This is a genomic window from Pseudomonas sp. UM16, from assembly GCF_050312595.1.
Classification (GTDB): domain Bacteria; phylum Pseudomonadota; class Gammaproteobacteria; order Pseudomonadales; family Pseudomonadaceae; genus Aquipseudomonas.
In genome coordinates this window covers 348,063-368,762 of sequence record NZ_JBNPJT010000001.1, presented here as the reverse complement: position 1 = coordinate 368,762, position 20,700 = coordinate 348,063, and the positions used below count along the sequence as shown (strand labels likewise).

At 60.1% G+C, this 20,700-nt stretch carries 19 protein-coding genes; 11 read left to right on the top strand and 8 right to left on the bottom strand.

Translation table 11 applies throughout. From position 1 onward, the window contains the following. Positions 1-54: 54 nt before the first annotated feature. Positions 55-1,269: a sodium/glutamate symporter gene (gene gltS / locus ACQRAX_RS01735; RefSeq protein ID WP_412037478.1), complete on the bottom strand. Its 1,215-nt coding sequence runs from the start codon at positions 1,267-1,269 to the stop codon at positions 55-57. 250 nt (positions 1,270-1,519) lie between these two features. Between gltS and ACQRAX_RS01730 the strand changes: the two genes are divergently transcribed. Next, positions 1,520-3,088, top strand: a complete 1,569-nt coding sequence (locus ACQRAX_RS01730) for an EAL domain-containing protein (protein ID WP_412037479.1) — start codon at positions 1,520-1,522, stop codon at positions 3,086-3,088. A gap of 139 nt (positions 3,089-3,227) precedes the next feature. Here ACQRAX_RS01730 and ACQRAX_RS01725 read toward each other — a convergent pair whose 3' ends face one another. Further along, the gene (locus ACQRAX_RS01725; RefSeq protein ID WP_412037480.1) at positions 3,228-3,665 is read right to left on the bottom strand and encodes an HIT family protein; all 438 of its coding nucleotides are present in this window, start codon (positions 3,663-3,665) and stop codon (positions 3,228-3,230) included. A gap of 197 nt (positions 3,666-3,862) precedes the next feature. On the opposite strand from ACQRAX_RS01725, the gene ACQRAX_RS01720 reads away from it, so the two are divergent. Next, positions 3,863-4,948 carry a DUF3616 domain-containing protein gene (locus tag ACQRAX_RS01720; RefSeq protein ID WP_412037481.1) on the top strand — a complete coding sequence of 362 codons (1,086 nt, stop codon included), beginning with the start codon at positions 3,863-3,865 and terminating at the stop codon, positions 4,946-4,948. 134 nt (positions 4,949-5,082) lie between these two features. On the opposite strand, the gene ACQRAX_RS01715 is transcribed toward ACQRAX_RS01720, so the two are convergent. Continuing rightward, positions 5,083-5,784: a DUF3053 domain-containing protein gene (locus ACQRAX_RS01715; protein ID WP_412037482.1), complete on the bottom strand. Its 702-nt coding sequence runs from the start codon at positions 5,782-5,784 to the stop codon at positions 5,083-5,085. Between the two features lie 177 nt (positions 5,785-5,961). Here ACQRAX_RS01715 and ACQRAX_RS01710 point away from each other — a divergent pair, with 177 nt between their 5' ends. The 5 genes from ACQRAX_RS01710 to ACQRAX_RS01690 all read left to right on the top strand — a co-directional run bounded on the left by ACQRAX_RS01710 (position 5,962) and on the right by ACQRAX_RS01690 (position 9,544). After that, complete coding sequence (locus ACQRAX_RS01710) at positions 5,962-6,606, top strand: LysE family translocator (protein WP_412037483.1); 645 nt, start codon at positions 5,962-5,964, stop codon at positions 6,604-6,606. Between the two features lie 90 nt (positions 6,607-6,696). Continuing rightward, positions 6,697-7,515 carry a LuxR C-terminal-related transcriptional regulator gene (locus ACQRAX_RS01705; protein WP_412037484.1) on the top strand — a complete coding sequence of 273 codons (819 nt, stop codon included), beginning with the start codon at positions 6,697-6,699 and terminating at the stop codon, positions 7,513-7,515. A gap of 175 nt (positions 7,516-7,690) precedes the next feature. Beyond that, on the top strand, positions 7,691-8,770 hold the full coding sequence (locus ACQRAX_RS01700; protein WP_412037485.1) for a hypothetical protein: 1,080 nt from the start codon (positions 7,691-7,693) through the stop codon (positions 8,768-8,770). 42 nt (positions 8,771-8,812) lie between these two features. Continuing rightward, complete coding sequence (locus ACQRAX_RS01695; RefSeq protein ID WP_412037486.1) at positions 8,813-9,124, top strand: hypothetical protein; 312 nt, start codon at positions 8,813-8,815, stop codon at positions 9,122-9,124. A 48-nt stretch (positions 9,125-9,172) separates the two neighbouring features. Then, positions 9,173-9,544: a hypothetical protein gene (locus ACQRAX_RS01690; RefSeq protein WP_412037487.1), complete on the top strand. Its 372-nt coding sequence runs from the start codon at positions 9,173-9,175 to the stop codon at positions 9,542-9,544. A gap of 106 nt (positions 9,545-9,650) precedes the next feature. Here the strand turns inward: ACQRAX_RS01690 and ACQRAX_RS01685 are convergent, their stop codons facing one another. The 5 genes from ACQRAX_RS01685 to ACQRAX_RS01665 form a co-directional block, all read right to left on the bottom strand. Further along, positions 9,651-11,390, bottom strand: a complete 1,740-nt coding sequence (locus ACQRAX_RS01685) for a dipeptidase (protein ID WP_412037488.1) — start codon at positions 11,388-11,390, stop codon at positions 9,651-9,653. A gap of 172 nt (positions 11,391-11,562) precedes the next feature. Then, positions 11,563-12,588, bottom strand: coding sequence for an Ldh family oxidoreductase (locus ACQRAX_RS01680; RefSeq protein WP_412037489.1), 1,026 nt, complete (start codon positions 12,586-12,588; stop codon positions 11,563-11,565). Then, entirely contained in the window at positions 12,585-14,159 is a 1,575-nt protein-coding gene (locus ACQRAX_RS01675) for an aldehyde dehydrogenase (NADP(+)) (protein ID WP_412037490.1), read from the bottom strand. The genes ACQRAX_RS01680 and ACQRAX_RS01675 overlap by 4 nt, the downstream gene beginning before the upstream one ends. Before the next feature lie 11 nt (positions 14,160-14,170). Next, positions 14,171-15,793 (bottom strand): APC family permease, encoded by a 1,623-nt coding sequence (locus ACQRAX_RS01670; RefSeq protein WP_412037491.1) that lies wholly within the window; start codon positions 15,791-15,793, stop codon positions 14,171-14,173. Positions 15,794-15,984: 191 nt separating this feature from the next. Further along, a complete protein-coding gene (locus tag ACQRAX_RS01665) occupies positions 15,985-16,908 on the bottom strand; it encodes a dihydrodipicolinate synthase family protein (protein ID WP_412037492.1) in 924 nt (307 codons plus the stop codon). A gap of 285 nt (positions 16,909-17,193) precedes the next feature. On the opposite strand from ACQRAX_RS01665, the gene ACQRAX_RS01660 reads away from it, so the two are divergent. From ACQRAX_RS01660 to ACQRAX_RS01645, 4 genes are read left to right on the top strand one after another with little or no spacing between them, the layout of a single operon-like run. After that, positions 17,194-18,126, top strand: a complete 933-nt coding sequence (locus tag ACQRAX_RS01660) for a 4-hydroxyproline epimerase (protein WP_412037493.1) — start codon at positions 17,194-17,196, stop codon at positions 18,124-18,126. Then, complete coding sequence (locus ACQRAX_RS01655; protein WP_412037494.1) at positions 18,123-19,226, top strand: NAD(P)/FAD-dependent oxidoreductase; 1,104 nt, start codon at positions 18,123-18,125, stop codon at positions 19,224-19,226. The genes ACQRAX_RS01660 and ACQRAX_RS01655 overlap by 4 nt, the downstream gene beginning before the upstream one ends. Further along, complete coding sequence (locus tag ACQRAX_RS01650) at positions 19,223-19,453, top strand: 2Fe-2S iron-sulfur cluster-binding protein (protein ID WP_412037495.1); 231 nt, start codon at positions 19,223-19,225, stop codon at positions 19,451-19,453. Before ACQRAX_RS01655 ends, ACQRAX_RS01650 begins: the two co-directional genes overlap by 4 nt. Further along, on the top strand, positions 19,453-20,700 hold the full coding sequence (locus ACQRAX_RS01645) for an FAD-dependent oxidoreductase (protein WP_412037496.1): 1,248 nt from the start codon (positions 19,453-19,455) through the stop codon (positions 20,698-20,700). The genes ACQRAX_RS01650 and ACQRAX_RS01645 overlap by 1 nt, the downstream gene beginning before the upstream one ends.

The window sequence follows — 20,700 nt, the reverse complement described above, 5'->3', positions numbered from 1 at the left end:
TGCTCCCGGCGCGGGATCTGCCTGATGGGTGGTCATCAGGCTGGATGCCACTCACTAGATGCCACTAAACATGCCAATGATGATCGCATTGACCAGGTCAATGAAAAAACCACACACCAGCGGCACGATCAGGAATGCCTGATGGGCTGCACCGTACTTTTGCGTGACTGTGGTCATGTTGACGATGGCTGTTGCCGTGGAGCCCAGGGTAATCCCACCAAACCCGGACGCGATCACGCTGGCTTCGTAATTGCGGCCCATGCAGCGGAACACCACAAAGTAGGTGTAAACAATCGTCAGCAGCACTTGCAGGGTCAGGGTGCACAGAATGAACAGCAGTGCGCCGCTGAGTTGCCATAGCTGCAGGCCCATCAGGGCCATGGTCAAAAACATGCCCAGGCAGATGTCAGAGATCAGCGCCAGGCCCATGCTGGCACCGCTCCAGCTTTTCAGGCGCTTGTCACCAATCACGGCCAGAACGATGTGATGAATGACGATACCGGCGAACAGACAACTGACGAACTTAGGCAGTGTGACGCCGGCATCGACCAACAGCAGGTTGAGGCCATAGCCAAGCATCAAGGTCAGGTTGAGCCACATCCACGCCCAGAGCACGTCGTAGTAGTCCACGGCCTTGTTGCGTTGGTGCTCGAGAATGCCGATTTCCAGTGACGCATCCCTGGAGGGCGTCAACTGATAGCGACGTATCAACTGGTTGGCGATAGGGCCGCCGATCACGCAAGCGGCAATCAGGCCGACAGTGTTACTGGCGATACCCAGCTCATGGGCGTTACTGATCCCCAGCTTTTCGACGAACAGCGGTGCCCAGGCCAGGGTGGTGCCCACCCCGCCGGTTAGGGAAATGGAACCGACCATCAAGCCGGCTTTGGGGTCGTGGCCAAAGGCCTCGGCCATGCCCATGCCGAGCAGGTTTTGCAGGACGATAAAGGCACTGGCGAGCACTAGCAGGATCAGCAGCGGGCGTCCGCCCTTGAGCAGTTGGCGCATGTCTGATTTCAAACCGATGCCGGCAAAAAAATACAGCAGCAAGGTGTCGCGCACTTGCAGGTCGAATTCGAGCTGAATGTTCAGGCCGAAGTACAGAACGGACGTTACCGCCGCACAAACGAAGCCGCCAACCACCGATTCGGGAATACAGTATTGACGCAGCAAGGCGTTGTGCTGAACCAGGGTTTTACCAAGGAACAGCAAGAGGATAGCCAGGGTAAAGCTCACAAGGCCATGAACGGTATAGAGCTGGGAGGTCATCAGCGCCTGCCTTAAAATTTGGACAACGTATTATCAGGATCTGGCGGTTCAGCGTTCTGATTGGTATCAATAAAAGGTGAATGGAGCATAGCAGGCAGGTTAAAACGTTCCCGCTGCGCCGATACCGTAAAGCCAGGGACGGTAGGCGTTCTGGCCAATCAGTAGCGCTGTTGATCTGTAGCAACGTGCATCGCCAGGCACCGTCTTAGGCTGTAATGGCTGGGCACAGGCCAACGGCCAAGGCGGCAACATGAATCGAAAACGTATTGTCTGGGAAAGCATCCTCCTAGGGCTTCCGTGTGTCCTGCTGCCGGTGCTACTGATGGGATACCTGGCCTGGGTGTTGAACCTGCAAGCTGCCCAGCAACGACTGGATACCCTGGCCGCGGTTGCTTCCAGCCGTGCCAGTGGCACCTTCCACGAAGCTGCCGGAGCACTTAAAAGCATCGCCGACTCCAACCTCGCGCCCTGCACACCAGAAGGCATCGACGCGATGCGTTTGTTGACCATCAACACCTTCTCAGTGAAGTCGGTTGGCTATGTCGAAGAAGAAATCTACGCCTGCGATTCGTGGGGGGCGGTAGGGCACTCAGTGTCACCCTGGCAGGAGGGTTTCACCACCGCCGACGGCGTACGCGTGTCGCTCGGCGTGCAGCCGAACGTCGTCTCGGCCAAACCGATGATGGCGCTGCAATACGCGGCGTTCAATGTCTTGGTGGACCCCGAGCAGTTCCTCCAGGTGATGGTTGAAGACGATCTGCAACTGGCAGTGGGCACTGCCACAGGCCATCTGGTCAGCGCTTCGCGTCCGGGGGTGGAGCGGTTTTTGAGCCGTGTGCATTCGGGGTCGGCCAAGGGGCTCGAGGAGGGTTATCTCTATACCGTGGTACACCACGGCGATTGGGTGGCCATTGCCGCACTGTCGCGACAGGAACTGCTGCAAGGTCTAGTGCGCAAGGAGATGCTGTTGTTGCCCTTTGGCGGGCTACTCGCCGGCGCTCTGGCAGTGATGCTCATCAAGCGTACGCGCCAGCGCTTGTCGCCGTTGGCCGAACTGGGCAGGGCGGTGGGCAATCGCGAGTTCATCGTGCATTACCAGCCGATCATCAACCTGAGTGATGGCCGCTGTATGGGGGCCGAAGCGCTACTGCGCTGGCGTCGCCGTGACGGCAGTCTGGTGCGGCCTGATCTGTTCATTCCACTGGCTGAGCAAAGTGGCTTGATTTTGCCGATCACCGACCAGTTGATCGACAGCGTACTGCATGACCTCGGCCCGCTGCTGGCAAAGGAGCGCAGCCTGCACGTGGCCATCAACCTGGCGGCCGAGGACGTGAGCAGTGGCCGCTTTCTGCCCGCGCTGGAGGTGGCCCTGCATCGCTGCGGTGTGCTCCCGAACCAGATCTGGCTGGAGGCGACAGAGCGTGGTTTTATGCAGATTGATGCCGCCTGTGCAACCGTCGACCGCGCGCGGGCCCTAGGCCATCTGGCCGCCATCGATGACTTCGGCACCGGCTTCTCCAGCCTGCAGCACTTGCAGCAATTGCCGTTGGATATTCTCAAGATCGACAAGTCGTTCGTTGATAGCATCAGCGCGGACGCAACAGCAGGCTCAGTGATTAGTCATATCATCGAAATGGCCAAGAGCCTGCACTTGAAAATGGTTGCGGAGGGCATCGAAACCCAGGCCCAGCTGGATTACCTACGTGGGCAAGGGGTGCACTTCGGTCAAGGCTGGTTATTCGCCAAAGCGTTGCCTGCTGAGGCGTTCGAAGCCTTTTATCAGGCGCATGCAGGCATGGCCGTTGAGCACGCGGCATGACCTGCTGTAGCCGCTACCGAGGCACGAGGCTGCGATCGACTGCAGGGCAGTCGCAACGCGGGCACCTCGTTGGTCCTGGCGTATCGCGGTGTCTGGTGTTACGGCCGTTTCACGCCCGATCGCAGCCTGGCGGCAGCGGCTACAAGGGGCCAGTCAACAACTGAGCGATGTTCTTACGCAATTCCCCGTGTGTTTCCTCTGCATAAGGGATCGCGGTTTTCCAGTCATAGAACCAGGCGGGCATCTTGCGATGGTGTTCCGGCTCTGTGGCGTAGCGCGGGAAAATGTGGCAATGCAGCTCGGGTTCTGAATTGCCCAAAATCTCATAGTTCATGCGCACGGCGCCGGTGGCCTGCAGAACGGCGTCGCCAATTCGGGCCATGTCGAGCAGATAAGTGGTTCTGGCTTGCGCATCCAGATCGTTCAGGCTCGCAACGACCGGGTCAGGCAGCAACAGGCAGTAACCCGGCAGAAATTGCACGTCACCCATGACCGCCCAACCTGATGCCATGCGGCAAATGAACTTGTCGTTTTCTCCGTTGCGAGCCAGCGCTACGCGTTCGGTGATTAGCGGCATACATCGTCCTTAATGAATGGGTGGCATTCCCTGGAGTAGAACGCGCCCATTGAAACACGTCCAGGCCCACAGGTTATTCCCCATCGTTCTATCTGCAGTGAGAAAACGCACTAGCACATGACCTTGATTGTCATCGGCCAGCCACTAGCCTCGACAACAGCGTCTCCGCCGCCGGGCAGCTCCTGAGGACATTCGTGATGAACACGCGCTGCAATGCAGTGGTATTGCGCTTTGATCCGACACTGGCGTCATTACGTAAGGGTCTTTCGGTTGCTCAGCAAATTGGCGACACACTGTGGGTGGCCAATGATGAAACCACGAGCCTTGAGCGTCTGAAGATTCAGGACGCTGCAGCTGGAAAGGTGGTGGTGTGCGATGAGCATCGGTCATTTCAGCTCCAGGCGTTTCTGAACTTGCCCATACCCAAGTCGGGCGCCGAGATCGATATCGAAGGCTTGGCGTATGACAGCGGTTACCTCTGGGTGGTGGGCTCGCATAGCCTCAAGCGCAAGAAGGCTGAGGCCGACAAGTCCGCGCAGAAGAATATCAAGCGTCTATCGACGGTGGAGGCGGACGGCAATCGCTTCTTGCTCGCTCGCATCCCTGTGGTACAGCAGCCTGACGGTTATGCCCTGGTCAGGGAAGTGGACGCCGATGGACGCACGGCGGCGCAGTTGCAGGGCAACAAGATCGGTAACGAGCTGACCGCGCAGGTGGCTGAAGACGATCAGCTAAGCGACTTCCTGCGCATCCCCGGTAAAGACAACGGTTTTGATATCGAAGGTTTGGTGGTTATCGGCTCGCGCCTCTTGCTGGGGCTGCGTGGCCCTGTGCTGCGTGGTTGGGCTGTACTGTTGGAGATCGAGCCCGAGCTGTCCGATGGCTCTACTGACACGCTGGTGCTGAAGAAGATCGGCCCGCAGGGGCGCCGCTACCGCAAGCATTTCTTCGCGTTAAACGGTCTGGGGGTACGCGACCTGTGCATCAGCGGCGACGATGTGCTGATCCTCGCGGGCCCGACCATGAACCAGGACGGGCCGGTAACGGTGTTCCGCTGGCGCGGTGGCTTAACGTGCGACGAGGAAAGTGTGGTCTTTGCCGATCAACTGGAGCCGGTAGTGGAGGTGCCTTTCGGCCAAGGTGATGATCACGCTGAGGGGATGTGTCTGTTTGAGTCGGGGGAGCCGTCCGGGGAGGTTCTATTGATCCTCTATGACTCCGCGGCACAGGGGCGAAAACACGGCGATGCGCAGGTGGAAGGGGATCTGTTCGTCTTGAGTTAGCCGCGCAACTCGACGTGCTCACGGCCGCTTGCACGGTAAACGTCTATTGCAATCAAGGCCCGCCAACGACGGGCCTTTCATGTTCAGCACCGGCGGTAGGCCCGCGCTGATAAGTACTCAATTCCAAGCGGCGTTTAGCGGCCGAGCATTACCGCCTGCATACGCACCTGAGCCTGTTGCACGGTTTGCGCCTGGGCGTTCAGGTCCTGCAGCAAGGTGTTCAACTCTGCCTGCACTTTAGGGTCCTGGACCTTGACCACCGGGCCATTGATTTCGATCTGTGCTTTGTGGGCATTGACGTAATCAGCCACTTTCAGGCTGCTGTCGAGGGTGCCGTTGATTTGCGGCAGCACTTGCAGAAAGGTGTTGGCCGGGACGCTGACGGTTTTCTCGAAGGCTTTGTCGTACACCACCTTCAAGTCTTCCGGTTGCTTGAGCTGGGCGTGGGCGCTATCGGCTTTTGCCTGTTGCTGCTTGAGTTGCGCAGCCATGTCGTTCAGGCCAGTCTGAATCGCCTGGATATCGTCACGGCGTGAAATGACATCATTCAATGAACGCATCGAACCTTTTTGTACCAGGCTGCCCAGGGGTTTCACCGTAGCGTCCATTTCGCCATTGAAATCGGTGATCACTGCGTAATGAGCGGTGTATTCGCCAAATGCCTTCGACTCATCCGGCGTCAGCTTGGGCACGCGGACACCGGGCTTGTCGATGATGCGGGTTTGCAGGAACTGGCTGAACGCGGCGCGTTGTTCAGGTTCGTCATTGCCGCAGGCGGCAAGGACGAGAGGCAGGGCGAGGGCGAGTAGCCAATGAGGACGAAACGAGACTTTCATGTCGCTGGAGCTCCTGGAAGGTATGAACACGTACACGGCAGAGAGGGGCTCTGCGTAGCGCGGGCAAGTTTATCGCTTCTGCTGGATGGATCCAATCAACAAGCTGTCGGGATGGCGATTAGCTCACAGTTGTCCTGTACCATGCAAAACCCTGCCTTTGACTGATGAACCGGAAAAATGGATTTTCACGCGCTTCTCGCTTTTACCCTGGTGGCGGCGATAGCCATTGCCAGCCCTGGTCCTGCTACCTTGATGGCGATCAACAACAGCCTCGCCTATGGGCCGCGTTATGCGCTGTGGTCTTCGCTGGGCAATGCCTGCGGCCTGTTTTGTTTGTCGGCAGCCGCCATGCTGGGGCTGGGCGCCTTGCTCGCCAGCTCTGAATGGATGTTCAACGCGGTGAAGATCATGGGTGCGGGTTACCTGTTCTATTTGGGTGCCAAGCAATTATTGAAAAAGAGCCCGATGCTCGCCGATGCTGTTCAAACGGATCAACACGCGCGCAAACCATCACGGCTGAAACTGTACAAGTCGGCCATGCTGACCGCGGCCACCAACCCCAAAGCGACGATGTTCTTCACTGCGCTGTTCCCACAGTTCATTGACCAGAGCGCAGCACTGTTACCGCAGTTTCTGATCCTCACGTCGATATTCATGGCCTTATCGTTGGCTTCATTGAGCCTGTACGCCGCACTGGCCTCCCGAGCCAAGGGCATGCTGACGCGGCCGAAGTTCTCGGTTTGGGTCAGTCGGCTGGTGGGCTCGACGTTCATTTGTTTCGGTGCGGCCATCCTGACCATGCGTCGCCAGGTTACTGCGTAACACCCGGTAAAAAAGCGCACATTTTCCAATCCAAAACTGAGCCACGTTCGCTGCCTATCCTGCTGAGAAACTCAACAGGGACGTGCGGAGGTGATCAGCGCGCAGATTCTGCGAAAACTCCGATATCTGGTGCACCATGAAGGTGTCTCGGTGCGTGAAGCCGCGCGCCGCCTGTGTATCTCCAGAAACACTGCCAAACGTTGGCTGTCGGCCCCGGAAGGGGGGCAGCCACGCTACCCGCAACGCGCAATGGCTGCGGGACTGCTTGATCGCTACAAGGAGCATCTGCTGCTCTGGCTCAATGCCGGTATCGATTGCGGCGAGCGTCAACGTTGTAGTGTTGCCACTTACTTCGAGTGCCTGCAGGTCATCGGTTTTCCCGGTAGCAAAAGCCTGGTTTACAACTACTGCCGATCCTGGAGGCTGCAACTAAACAACGCACCAGGCCGTGCTGGTGCTGTGCCGCTCAATGTTGAGCGTGAACAGGCCTGTGCTGCTGCCGGGCTGACGATCAGGGAACGCGAGGTGCTCAGCTGGGTTGCCAGGGGCAGGTCCTGCCGGGAAATCGCCGATTCGCTGGGTATTGCCTCTCTCACCGTGCGTAAACATCGCTGCAACATCCTTGGCAAGTGTGGTCTGCACAGCACTGCGCAGTTAGTTGCATTCGCCATCGGCACACTGCAATGGCAGGGTAAGACACAGGATCAGTTGGCACTTTCCCGGCTCAGCGGGCGTGAGCGGCAAGTGGTGATGTACCTGGCTAAAGGATTGACCAGTAAAGAAATTGCCAAATGCCTAAGTATCAGCCCTGCAACGGTGCGCAAACATCGTGAGCGCGCAATGAAGTCTATGGATGTTCACACAATGGCATCGCTCATGTGGCATGCCGTTGGCGGCGATAACGCATAGCGTTTTGCATTAAGGCACTACGCCATCGGCGTTATTTAAGTTCTGACGACGGACGCACAGGATGATGGCAACGCCAGACTAAACATCCTTGTTTGGCGTTATGCGGCTTTTTCAAGTCGTACGGTCGCATCCGTAAAAAGGATCTTTCAATGCGCAACACTTAAGGCGAATAAACATGATCAACTGGAATGGGCAGTTTACTCAAATTATCAGGAAGTCTAACCCAACCCTCTGGGGCAACTGGACGCTGAGCAGTGAAGTTGCTCCAGGGGCGGTCGGCATTCTGGACCCGCTGACAGGCACCTTCAAACTCATTGCCGATACCTTGCCGGGATTACAGCCTGGCGACTTTAAAAAAACCGCAGTCAGTTCAGATTGGGACACGATGTCCAGCGAAGTGTCTCGCACCGAGACCGAAGTTGACCTGGGAGCTGAAGTCACTGATCCGGATACCGGCGTTACTGCTAAAGCAGGTCTGGAGATTGCCTGGAAATTTGGCCGAGAGGGGTCAATGGTGTCCAAGTGTGCGCTGGACTCAGAGTCGATTCTGAACAATCCGGATGCCGTGCTGGCCAAGCAACTGGATTGGCTGGTCCAGCGTGCCGGCCAATCCGGCATGGGCTCGGGAAACGGCATCGCGCAAGGCTTTGGCATTATCACCAGTGTGCTGTATGCGCGCAGCGGCTTGAATGTCGGCTCGATGGCCAGCGATAACTCGTTCACCTTGAAAGGCAATGCTTCGGCGGTACAGAAGATGGTCGGTGAAGCGAAAGGCAAAGGCTCCTTTACCTCGGCAAGCTCCAGTAAAAGCGTCGACAAGCACTTGTGGCCAAGCGAGTCAGGAGTGCTGGCACAAGGTTCGGCGCCACTGGCGTACACCTTCGCGTCTTTCGATGGGCGGCTGTTGTTGCCGCGTTGGATCACTCACATCAGCGCCTTTCAGTTGATCATCAGTAACGCTAACGGCGGCACCTACATCGTTGACGCAAAATTGGTCTACGACACCGCGGGCGGGCGCAAACATGCCGAAGGCACCGCGTCGGGCGGGTTGACCGTTACCTTCAGCGATATTCCTCTGGACGCCAGCAATGTTGTTCTGGAGTGCGGGTTTCGCGGCGTGATGACCACAGAGAAGCATACGTTGCAGTGGAAGAGCCCACGGGGGCAGTGGATCGGTGGCGTGCGGCATGTGCAGTTGTACGGCGTCTGGCCGGGCAGCACGCGCGCTGTTGATGTTGAGGCGGGAACGGCTTGACTCCTTTACCCATGCTCACCCTTCAACGTAGGAGATACTACCATGGTCGTTAATTTGAACAGTATTCCAACCGCCAACCCGCCAGGTGCAATTAACTTGCGCGTAACGTTATTTCTAAAAAAGAAGCCGGTGGCGAGCTTGAATGTTGGCGAGGCAGTAACGTTAACCACTACGTTCGATTCAATGGGTGTGGGCACGTCTGAACCCATGGCCATGTATCGAAAAGATTCGCCAGCTGATATTACGATTGACCCCGGTAATCTGGCGTTCGTGGAACGCAATGGTGATCGCCAGATCGCGCTGCGTTATGGCGCGCCTGGTGGCACTGAACAGAGTGTTACTTTTACCTGTTAAGTTCTGCCTGTCATTTTGATAGTTGAAATCAAGAGCGAGGAACTACTTATGCCAATTGAATTTCATGGTGATGATTTAAAACTCACCGGGGTTTCATGGGATCACATCTTGACGGTGCACGGTCTTGAGGGGTGCGATTCAGCCATGGCCAATGGATGGCAGCGCAAATCAAAATGGTATGACAATGAAGAGCAGATCAAAACGCGGGTAAATAGTGCCTATGACTTATTTCGCCAGGAGGCAAAGAGCATCGGTACCGTAACCCTTGCGCAAGATGCCAACAAACGCAGTACCTATGACGTCGATACGCAGGTGCAATGCGGGACGGGGAGAAATGGGTCGGATACCCAGTGGGTTCGTCTGGTGATGGAGATAAAACACTCAGGCGACACTTTCATTGTTACCGCCTTCCCTTGGTAATACTGACAAGGCGTTTCAGGTAAAAAATACAGCCTGACCGACTGATACTCCCGGTCGGTCAGGCTGCTTTAGCGCCAAGCGTGTGCCCTTGGAGAGATGAATACCGTTAAAGCTTCGGCAACTGTCCAATGCGCCCCATCATCTCGGTCACGATCTGCAGGTCAAGCATGAATTGTTCAACGGTCTTGAACTCGTTGTCGTTGTGGCCGGTGTACTTGACGTCGGGCATGGCCAGACCGAACTGCACGCCATTAGGCAATTCGTGCACCGAAGTGGCACCAGCGGACGTGCCGAACGTGTGTTCCATACCGAGGTTTTCACTGGCCACGGCGAGCAGCGCCTTGACCCATTCGCCTTCGGGGTTGCGCAACATCGGTTCAGCGATCGAGGTGTCGAAGGCTACTGTTACCTTCGACTGCTTGCTCCAGGCGTCGAGTTTTTCGCTGATTTCACGCTTGAGCAGGTCAGGCGACTTGCCAACGGGCACGCGCAGGTTGACTGCGAGCTTGAAGGCTTTGTCATCCATGCCGACATAGGTCAGCGAGGTGGTCAGTGGCCCCATGAAGTCATCGGCAAAACCAATTCCCAGTTTACCCCCCAGGTAATCCAGCCCCCAGTTGTCGGCCGCGTAGCGGGCAGCATCGGTAATCGCGTTGTGCTTGAGCGCCACCTTGCCGTCGAGGCTGTTGATGAAGTCGAGCATCCGCGCCACCGGGTTGACCCCGGATTCGGGCTCGGAGGAGTGCGCCGACACACCGGTGACGGTCAGTTGCACGTTGTTGTCGACGACTTTCGCGGTGACGCCGAAGTTGCCGCCATTGCCCTTGGCATAGTCGGCACCGGCCTGCTGCAAGCTGGTGGCAAGTGCTGCAGGTTTGTCGCTGACCAAGGTGGCGACCGAAGTCGATGGAATCTGGTTGGTGGCCAGGCCACCGGTCATCGAGGTGATTTCGGCGCCATTGCCCTCGGCACTGCGTCGAGGAAAGCTGGCCATGATTGTACCGTAGCCTTTTTCGGCAATTACCACCGGGTAGCTGCCATCGAGCGCCAGGTTGTAGTTGGGCGTCGGGTTGCGTTCGAAGTAGTAGGGGATGGCGTCGCCGCTGGTTTCCTCGGTGGTGTCTACCAGCAGCTTGAAGTTTCTGGCCAGTGGCAGCTGCTCTTCCTTGATCACCTTCATCGCGTACAGCGCGACGACGATGCCATTTTTGTCATCCTCGGTGCCGCGGCCGTACATGCGGTCGCCGATCAGCGTGACGTTGAACGGGTCGAGCTTGGTGCCGTCTTGCAGTACCCAGTTTTCCGGGGTCACCGGCACCACATCGGCATGGGCATGGATGCCGACCACTTCATCGCCGCGGCCTTCGAGGGAGATTTCATAGACGCGGTTGTCGATGTTGCGGAAGTTCAGGTTGAAGGCCTGGGCCAGGCCTTTGATCTTGTCGGCTATCTTGATGAACTCGGGGTTGTTGTGTTGCTCAACGCCGTCGACGCGAACGGTGGGGATCGCCACCAGCTCGCGCAGGGTTTCGGTGGCTGCACTGGCGTACTTCACTCGCGCGTAGAGGCCGAGCAGGCGGTGGATTTCGTTTTGCTGTTCAGCGGACAGTGACTGGTCGGCGAGGAAGGCCTTGATGGTTTGGTCGAGGTTGTCGACTTTGCCCAGGTCGCTCTTGGCCAGGGTACTGAGGAACTGCCTGAAGTCCTTCACCGACGCGTCGTTGAAAGACTTGAGGATCGCCGCGCTCTGTTGCGGGGTGATATTGGCGTGCGCTGGGGTGGTGAACGCCGTAAGGCTGGCCAGCATCAGGGTGGTGGTGGCCAGGTGCTTGAGTGAGAAGTCCATTACTGGAGGCATTCCTTTGCAGAGAGTGAGTAGGAGGTGCCGCTGCTGAGGCTGGCATTTCTTCAAGCTAACACCACATGCAAACGTTAGAGGAGCCCCATGTGTGCGAACTGTCGCACAGAAACGCAAAAGCGGCGCATCAACGAAAAAAGCGACAACCTGGCGGCAACGGCTACAGACGATCACCGTCCAGCAGCCGCCTGACATCCTCATAAACCTGCCGATCTACCTCTACACCGTGCGTAATCGAGCGCCTGCGTGCGGTAAAGCGCCGCTGTGACGGCAGCCGCGCACCTTGCTCGGTGATGGCGCGGAACATGCCCTCGGCGCGTTGTAGTCCGGCCTCAATGTCGTCGCCAAGAAATACCTTGGGATCAAATGCCAGCAGCAACTCGCCATGACACGGCGTGGCGCCAGCCCCTTGATCAAACGCCATCGACTCGGCGCTGGTCATGTCGCCAATCAACGCCGCTGCCAGCAGTTCAATCATCGCCGACAATGCCGAACCCTTGTGCCCACCAAAGGTCAGCATTGCGCCCTCCAGTGCCGCGCGTGCATCAGTGGTTGGCTGCCCCTCGGCATCCACCGCCCAGCCCAGGGGAATGGTTTTGCCTTGGCGTGCATGCAGTTCGATGTCGCCACGGGCAATGGCGCTGGTGGCAAAATCAAACACGAATGGCTCGCCCACCGGCCGAGGCCAGGCGAACGCCAGCGGGTTGGTGCCGAACACGCCGCGCTTGCCACCGGCTGGCGCCACCCAGCTGTGGCTCGGCGTCATGGCCAGGCCTGCCAGGCCATGGGCGGCGATGGCTTCGACTTCTGGCCACAGGGCAGAAAAATGGAAGCAGTTGCGGATGACCAGGGCGGCCAGACCGAAGGTGCGAGCCTTTTCCACCAGCATCGGCAGACCGGTTTGGAAGGCCAGCAATGAGTAGGCGTGGTGAGCATCGACACTGACGATAGCCGGGCTGAGCTCACGCAGGGTTGGCAGTGCGGCGGGGTCAACCTTGCCACTGCGCAGCGAGCGTACGCATACCAGCACCCGGTACAGGCCGTGAGAGTGGCATTCGTCGCGCTGGCCCTGGGTGATCACCCTGGCGATGGCCTGGGCGTGGGCATCGCCCATGCCATTGTGGGTCAATGCACGTACAGCAAGGTCATGGACGTGTTCAAGGCTTAACTGGACGGTATCGCTCACGAGCGCAGTTCTCCATTCAGACGACGGGGCAGGTTGAGGGGGTTGGCCTGTTGCAGCTCAGGTGGCAACAGCGCGTCCGGCAAGTCCTGGTAGCTGACCGGGCGCAAGAAGCGCTGGATCGCCAGGCTCCCGACCGAGGTTGTGCGGCTGTCTGAAGTAGCAGGGAAAGGGCCGCCGTGGACCATAGCGTGGCCAACCTCCACGCCGGTCCCAAAGCCGTTGACCAGGATTCGCCCGGCCTTGCGCTCCAACAGCGGCAGCAGGTGCGTGGCCTGCGGGTGGTCGGCGGCGTTCAGGTGCAGGGCGATGGTGAGCTGACCTTCGAGGGCGTGGATGACCTGTTGCAACTGCGGCAGGTCTTGGCAGCGCACGATCAGTGAGCAGGCACCGAAGACTTCTTCGCGTAGCGCCGGTTGAGCCAGCACGGTTTGCGCGCTGGTGACAAACAGGGCGGCGCGGGCTTGTGGTTCGCTGCCGCTCGGACCCTCGGCCAGTGGCTGGACATCGCCGCGCTCACGCAAGGCGGCAACGCCTGCGCGGTAACTTTGGCAGATACCGGGGGTGAGCATGGTTTGCGCCGGTGCCGCTTGCAGGCGCACGCTGGCAGCAAGTTCGAACTGGCGCAGGGCCGGGCTGTCGATGGCCAGGATCAGGCCAGGGTTGGTGCAGAACTGTCCGGCGCCGAGGGTCAGCGAGGCGATGAAGCTATCAGCAATGTTGCTGCTGCGCTCGGCCAGGGCAGCAGGCAGCAAGATCACCGGGTTGATGGCGCTCATTTCTGCGTACACCGGGATTGGTTCAGGGCGGTTGGCGGCGATCTGCATCAACGCCACGCCAGCGCTGCGTGAGCCAGTAAAGCCGACGGCCTTGATGCGCGGGTCGGCAACCAGCGTCTGGCCAATTGAGCGACCGCTGTCGAACAGCAGGCTGAACACGCCTTCGGGCAAGTCGCAGTCGCGTACCGCTTGTTGTACGGCGCGGCCCACCAGTTCCGAGGTGCCGGGGTGTGCCGAGTGGGCTTTGACGATTACCGGGCAGCCAGCTGCCAGGGCCGAAGCGCTGTCGCCACCGGCCACCGAGAAGGCCAGGGGAAAGTTGCTGGCACCGAACACTGCCACCGGGCCTAACGCAATGTTGCGCAGGCGCAGGTCGACTTTCGGTAGCGGTTGGCGCAGCGCTTGTGCCGGGTCGATGCGACAGTCCAGGTAGCTGCCTTCGCGCAGCACTTGCGCGAACAGGCCGAGCTGGCCGACAGTGCGCCCACGCTCACCTTCAAGACGGGCGCGGGGCAGGCCGGTCTCGCTCATGCAGCGCTGGATCAGCTCGTCACCCAAGGCGAGGAGGTTGGCGGCGATGGCCTCAAGAAACGCGGCACGTTGTGCTGGAGAGGTGGCGCGATAACCATCGAAGGCCTGTGCGGCCAAGGCACAGGCTTGATCGAGGTCGTCGAGGCTGGCACCGCCGAACGCCGGTGCCAGCGCTTGGGCGCTGGCGGCGTCGATGGCCTGGAAGGTGCCGTTTTGGCCTGGGCGGGCCGAGTGGCCGATCAGCAGTTCACCGAGAATGGGCATGCAGTCCTCACTTAGTTGGGTTGTGGCTGGCCAACAGGGCGGCCGTGAACGGGTTGGGCTTCGCTGCTTTCCTCATCACCGTCCAGGCGTACCAGGTGCGCCGGCACACCGGTACGTGCCCCCCAGTAGTAAATGATCAGGGCACTGGCAGCCACGGCCAGGGTATCGAACGGGTGGCTGAGCACGCCCAGGCCACCGAAACTGCCCAGGCCCGAAAGGATGATGGTGGCGGCGTAGAAACCGATCAGCCAGGCCGAGCTGCGCACCTGCTGGGCGATGCTCAGGTGGTCAGTGGGGACCAAGTGCTTGCACAGCAGGTATACGACGAACATCAGGATCTGCAGACCGAGCAGCCACGAAACCGTGTTCCAACCCGACCAGTAGACGATCAGCGCGGCGATGATGAACGACACCGGGCCGAGCACAGCGAAGCCTTTGACCCGAAACGGCCGCTGCAGCTCCGGGGCGTTACGGCGCAGGGCGGCGACGGTGATCGGGGCGATGGCATAGCTCAGCACCAGGGCGGCAGAGACTACGTTGATCAGTGCTTCCCACGAGGGAAAGGGCAGGGTCCAGAACACCGAGAGGGCAAAGGTCAGCCACAGGCCTGGGCGCGGAATACCGGACTTTTCATCAATGCGGGTGAAAATCTTGAAGAATGTCCCGGTACGCGCCCAGCCATAGACCACGCGCGGCGTGGCGTTCATGTAGATGTTGCCGCAACCGCTGGGTGAGATCACTGCATCAGCCACCACCATGTAGGCTAGCCAGCCGATGCCCAGCGTCAGGGCGATGTCGCGGTAAGGCAGTGAGAATTCCTTGGCGATACCGCTCCAGCCATTGGCGAGCATTTCGGTGGGGATGCTGCCGAGAAAGGCCACTTGCAGCAGCACGTAAATCAGGGTCGAGAGCAGTACTGAAAGGATCAGGGCGATGGGGATGGTGCGTTGCGGATTGCGCACTTCGCTGGCCACGGAAATGATCGGTGTCAGGCCCAGGTAGGCGAAGATGATCCCGCCGGCCGACACGGCCATTTCAATACCGGACAGGCCATAAGGAGCGAAGCCCTGGACCGTGAGATTTTCGGGTTTGAAGAAGGTGAACAAGACGCCGATCACCAGCAGCGGCACGATGAACTTGAACAGGCTGATGAAGTTGTTGGCTTTGGCGAAGGTCTTGACGCTGTAGTAGTTGAGCAAGAAGAACAAACACAGCAAACCGAACTGCAGCAGCCAGCCAATCACGGTAGGGTTGCTGGAGCCGGCTTGGGTCAGGCTGGGAAACCAGGCCGCGGCGTATTGGCGGGCGGCGACCACTTCGATGGCCACCAGGCTGGAAAAGGCGATCAGGGTGATAAAGCCCATCAGGTAACCGAGTAGTGGGCCATGGGAAAACACCGGATAGCGCACCACGCCACCGGCGCGCGGCAGGGCGGCGCCCAATTCGCAATAGACAATGCCCAGCAGCAGCACCGCGAAGCCGCCCAGCAGCCAGGAGAAAATCCCGGCCGGGCCGGCGATGGTTGAGACGTGGCTGGCGGCGAACAACCAACCGGAGCCGAAGATGGCCCCGAGGCCGATGAACGTGAGGTCAGTCAGCGACAGCTGCTTCTTGAATTTACCTTGGCCGGACATAGCGCTTGCCTTCTTGTGGGTTATTGGAGTCGGCAGTTCGTTGAGTCTTCGTGGTGTTGTGTGTCGTGTTCCTGATCGTGCTGCTTTCATGTAGGAGCCAGCCTTGCTGGCGATGGGACCGGCGCGGTATCAGCGGCTGCGCGGCGTCTACATCGCTGGCAAGCCAGCTCTCACAGGTTCGGTGCAAGGCGTTATTTGAGGCCTACCTCCGGCAGCTGCGGCCGCTCAGCCAAGGCCTTGCGTACGGTGGTCTGCACTTGAGCCAGGGTTTCACCTTGCAGCGCCAGACGCGGAGGGCGGGTAATCGCCGAGCCACGACCGACCATCTCTTCACACAACTTGATGCACTGCACCAGGTCCGGGCGGGCGTCCAGGTGCAGCAGTGGCATGAACCAGCGATACAGGGTAAGGGCCTCGTCATAACGCTTGTGCATGGCCAGGCGGAACAGGGTTTCGCCTTCTTTCGGGAAGGCGTTGGACATCCCCGAGACCCAACCTTCAGCGCCGACGGCGATGGACTCGACCACCACGTCATCCAGCCCGGCGAACAGCACAAAACGATCACCGACGGCGTTGCGCAGGTCGATGAAACGGCGGGTGTCGCCCGACGAGTCTTTGAAGCAGACGATGTTTTCGCAGTCCTGCAGGGCGATCAGCACGTCGGGGGTTACGTCATTTTTATAGATCGGCGGGTTGTTGTAGACCATCACCGGCAAGTCGGTACCGGTAGCCACGGCGCGAAAATGCGCAGCGGTTTCGTGGGGTTTTGCCGAATAAACCAACGCAGGCATGACCATCACCCCATCGACCCCGACACGGGCGGCTTCGCGTACGGTGTTGCGGGCGAACTCGGTGGTGAACTCGGCGACCCCGGCGATTACCGGCACACGGCCACGGGAGGCGTCCTTGGCCACTTCGATCACGGCGAGCTTTTCGTGGGTGCTCAGCGAGGTGTTTTCACCCACCGTGCCGCACACCACCAGGCCCGAGACACCATCGTCGACCAGGTTGCTGATGACCTGGTGGGTGGCCTCCAGGTTGAGGGAGAAATCGGCGTTGAACTGAGTAGTAACAGCAGGGAAGACCCCGCTCCAAGTGATGGATTTGCGGCTCACGTTGATTGTCCTTGTTGGTTTGCGGTGGGGATAGGTTGGACGGATCAGCGGCGATGCGCTTGAGGGTTTTCCCCGCCGCAAGGGACGAAATCGGCACAGTTGGCCGGGGATTCATTAGTTGTCGGGAGTAGGGTTTCGGCAGTCCGGGCCTCTCGCTGGCAAGGCCGGCTCCTACAAGGGGGTGAGGTGCGACTGTGCCGATTTCGTCATCAAACCCTACGAAAACCTACAAGCGCCAAACCCGGCAACGCGCCACGCTTTCAGGCAACTTGAACAGGGGGCGTCATGAAGCAGATCCGCATCGTCGATTCACATACAGGCGGCGAGCCGACCCGGTTGGTGGTCGCCGGCTTCCCGGACCTGGGTACCGGCTCGATGGCCGAACGTCTGGCACTGTTACGCCGCGAACACGATCAGTGGCGCCGGGCGTGCATGCTCGAACCGCGTGGCAATGAGGTGCTGGTTGGCGCCTTGCTCTGTGCGCCGCAAAGCGATGAGGCCTGTGCCGGGGTGATTTTTTTCAACAATACCGGCTACCTCGGCATGTGCGGCCACGGCACCATCGGCCTGGTGCGTTCATTGCACCATATTGGCCGGATCGAACCGGGCCTGCACAAGATCGAAACCCCAGTGGGCATCGTCGAGGCCACCCTGCATGCAGACCTCTCGGTCAGCGTGCGCAATGTGCCGGCCTACCGTTACCGTCAGGCCGTCGCCGTCGAGGTACCAGGGCATGGCACGGTGGTGGGTGATATCGCCTGGGGCGGCAACTGGTTTTTCCTGATCAGCGAGCACGGTCAGCGGATTGCCGGGGACAATGTCGAGACGCTGACAGCCTACACCTGGGCGGTGCGACAGGGGTTGGAAGCAGCGGCAATCACCGGCGCTGAAGGCGGCCTGATCGACCATATCGAGTTGTTTGCCGATGACGATCAGGCCGATAGCCGCAATTTTGTGCTGTGCCCTGGCAAGGCCTACGACCGCTCGCCGTGCGGCACTGGAACCAGCGCCAAACTGGCGTGCCTGGCGGCAGACGGCAAGCTCGCACCCGGTCAGGTCTGGCGTCAGGCCAGTGTCATTGGCAGTCAGTTCAGTGCCCGCTATCAGTGGGTCAATGATCAAGTGGTGCCGACGCTGCGCGGTGATGCTTACATCAGCGCCGAAGCCACGCTGCTGATTGATGAACGAGACCCCTTCGCCTGGGGCATCGGTTCGTGAGCTTCGATGTCATTATTGTCGGCGCTGGGATCGTCGGCGCCGCGTGTGCCCACGAGCTGGCCGGGCGCGGGTTGCGGGTACTGGTGCTGGACAATGCCAGCGGCGGCGCAACGGCAGCAGGCATGGGCCACTTGGTGGTGATGGACGACAACCCGGCGGAGCTGGCCCTCAGTCACTATTCGATCAGTTTGTGGAATACCCTGCGTGAGCGCTTGCCCGGGCACTGTGCCTACCGCAATTGCGGCACCTTGTGGTTGGCCAATGATGCCCAGGAGCTGGACCTGGCACGGGCCAAGCAGCAAACCCTGGCCGCGCAGGGGGTGGCCAGTGAGCTGGTTGACAGCACCACCCTGGCAAGCCTTGAGCCGATGCTGCGTCGCGGTCTCGGTGGCGCCTTGAAAGTCCCCGGCGATGGCCTTCTCTATGCCCCGGCCACCGCCAATTGGCTGCTGCAGGACAGCCCGCGTATCGAGCGCCGACAGGCCACGGTAACGGCCGTGGAGGGTAGATGCGTGGTCCTCGATGACGCTCAACGCCTGTGCGCGCCGCGGGTGATTGTCGCCAACGGTCTGGGCGCGAAAGCGCTGGTGCCGGAGCTGGCCCTGCGGCCGAAAAAAGGTCATTTACTGATCACCGATCGCTATCCGCCGCAGGTCCGTCATCAGCTGGTCGAGCTGGGCTATGCCGCCAGCGCTCACAACAGCGATGGCACCTCGGTGGCGTTCAATGTTCAACCACGTCCGACCGGGCAACTGCTGATCGGCTCCTCGCGACAGTTCGGCACCCTCGACCCGGTAGTGGAGCATCCGATCCTTGCGCGCATGTTGCAACGCGCCATCGACTATTTGCCCGCTCTGGCCACCTTCAATGCCATTCGGGGCTGGACCGGCTTTCGCGCCGCCAGCGCCGACGGTCTGCCGATTCTCGGCCAGCATCCACAGCGGCCGGGCTTGTGGCTGGCGCTCGGCCATGAAGGCTTGGGAGTCACCACCGCGCCAGGCAGTGCGCGGCTGTTGGCTGCGCAGATGTTTGGCGAGCACCCCGCTATCGACCCAACGCCGTACCTGCCTGAACGCCTGCTGATGGGGGCTGCGGCATGATCATTTATCTGCAGCATCAGGCCCTTGAAGTGCCGGCAGGCATCAGCGTGGCGGCTGCGCTGGCCTACGCAGGCAACGCCGCCAGTCGCCAGGCGTGCAGTGGCCAGCTGAGGGCACCTTTTTGCGGCATGGGCATCTGCCAGGAGTGCCGGATGACCATCGATGGCCAACGTCAATTGGCCTGCCAGACCCTGTGCCGTGAAGGCATGCAGGTGGAGTACTCGTGATGAAATGTGAACTGGTGATTGTCGGCGCCGGCCCGGCAGGCCTGGCGGCGGCGCAGGCTGCCGCTAGCCGTGGCTGCGATATCGTGATTATTGATGACAACCCACGGGCCGGCGGACAGATCTGGCGCAATGGTCCGCAGCACGCGCCTGGGGCAGCTGCGCTAGCGCGTTTACAGATGCTGCAGCGGCCCTCGGTGCGCTACTTGCCTGCCACCCGCATCATCGCCTCGCCAGAGCCCGGCTGCCTGCTGCTGGAGAATGCCGAGCAGGGCTTGCTGCTGCATTACCAGCGACTGATCCTGTGCTGCGGCGCCCGTGAACTGCTGCTGCCGTTTCCCGGTTGGACCTTGCCCGGGGTGACGGGCGCAGGGGCCTTGCAGGCGTTGGTCAAGAACGGCATGCCGGTGAAGGGCGAGCGAACGGTAATTGCTGGCAGTGGCCCGCTATTGCTGGCCAGCGCCGCCACCGCACAACAGGCAGGAGCCAAGCTGTTGCGGGTGCTGGAGCAGGCGCCAATGGCCAGGTTGCTGGGTTTCTCCGCGCAGTTGTGGCGCTGGCCGACCAAGGCCGTGCAGGCGATCAGCCTGGCCACTTCCTCGTACCGTGCAGGCGCGCTGGTGCTGGAGGCGTTCGGCGATCAGCGTTTACAGGCCGTGCGGATTCAACAAGGTGAGCGCGTAGAGGAAATCGAATGTGATCGCCTGGCCTGTGGCTTCGGCTTGATCCCCAATACTCAACTGGCCAGTCATCTCGGCTGCCAGCTCAAGGGTGATGCAGTCGGCGTGGACGCACTGCAACGTACCAGCCGCCCTGGCCATCTGGCCGCCGGGGAGTGCACCGGTGTTGGTGGCAGCGAACTGGCGCTGCTCGAAGGTGAGATTGCCGGTTGGATGGCCGTCGGCGAAGAGCGTAAAGCCCGTGAATTGCTCTCCCGCAAGGCGCAATGGCAGCACTTTGCCGATCACTTGCGCGACTGTTTCGTGCTGACGCCAAAGATCATGGAATTAGCCCGCGCCGACACGCTACTGTGCCGTTGCGAAGACATTCCACTGAGCGAAGTCTGTGGTCAACCCGGCTGGACTGCGGCCAAATTGCAAAGCCGTTGCGGCATGGGGGCCTGCCAGGGGCGGGTCTGCGGTGCGGCGGCCCAGTTCTTGTTCGGCTGGACGCCAACCCCGCCACGGGCGCCCCTGGTGCCGGCACGAATCGGTACACTGCTGCTTGAAGGGACTATCCAGGAGCCTTGA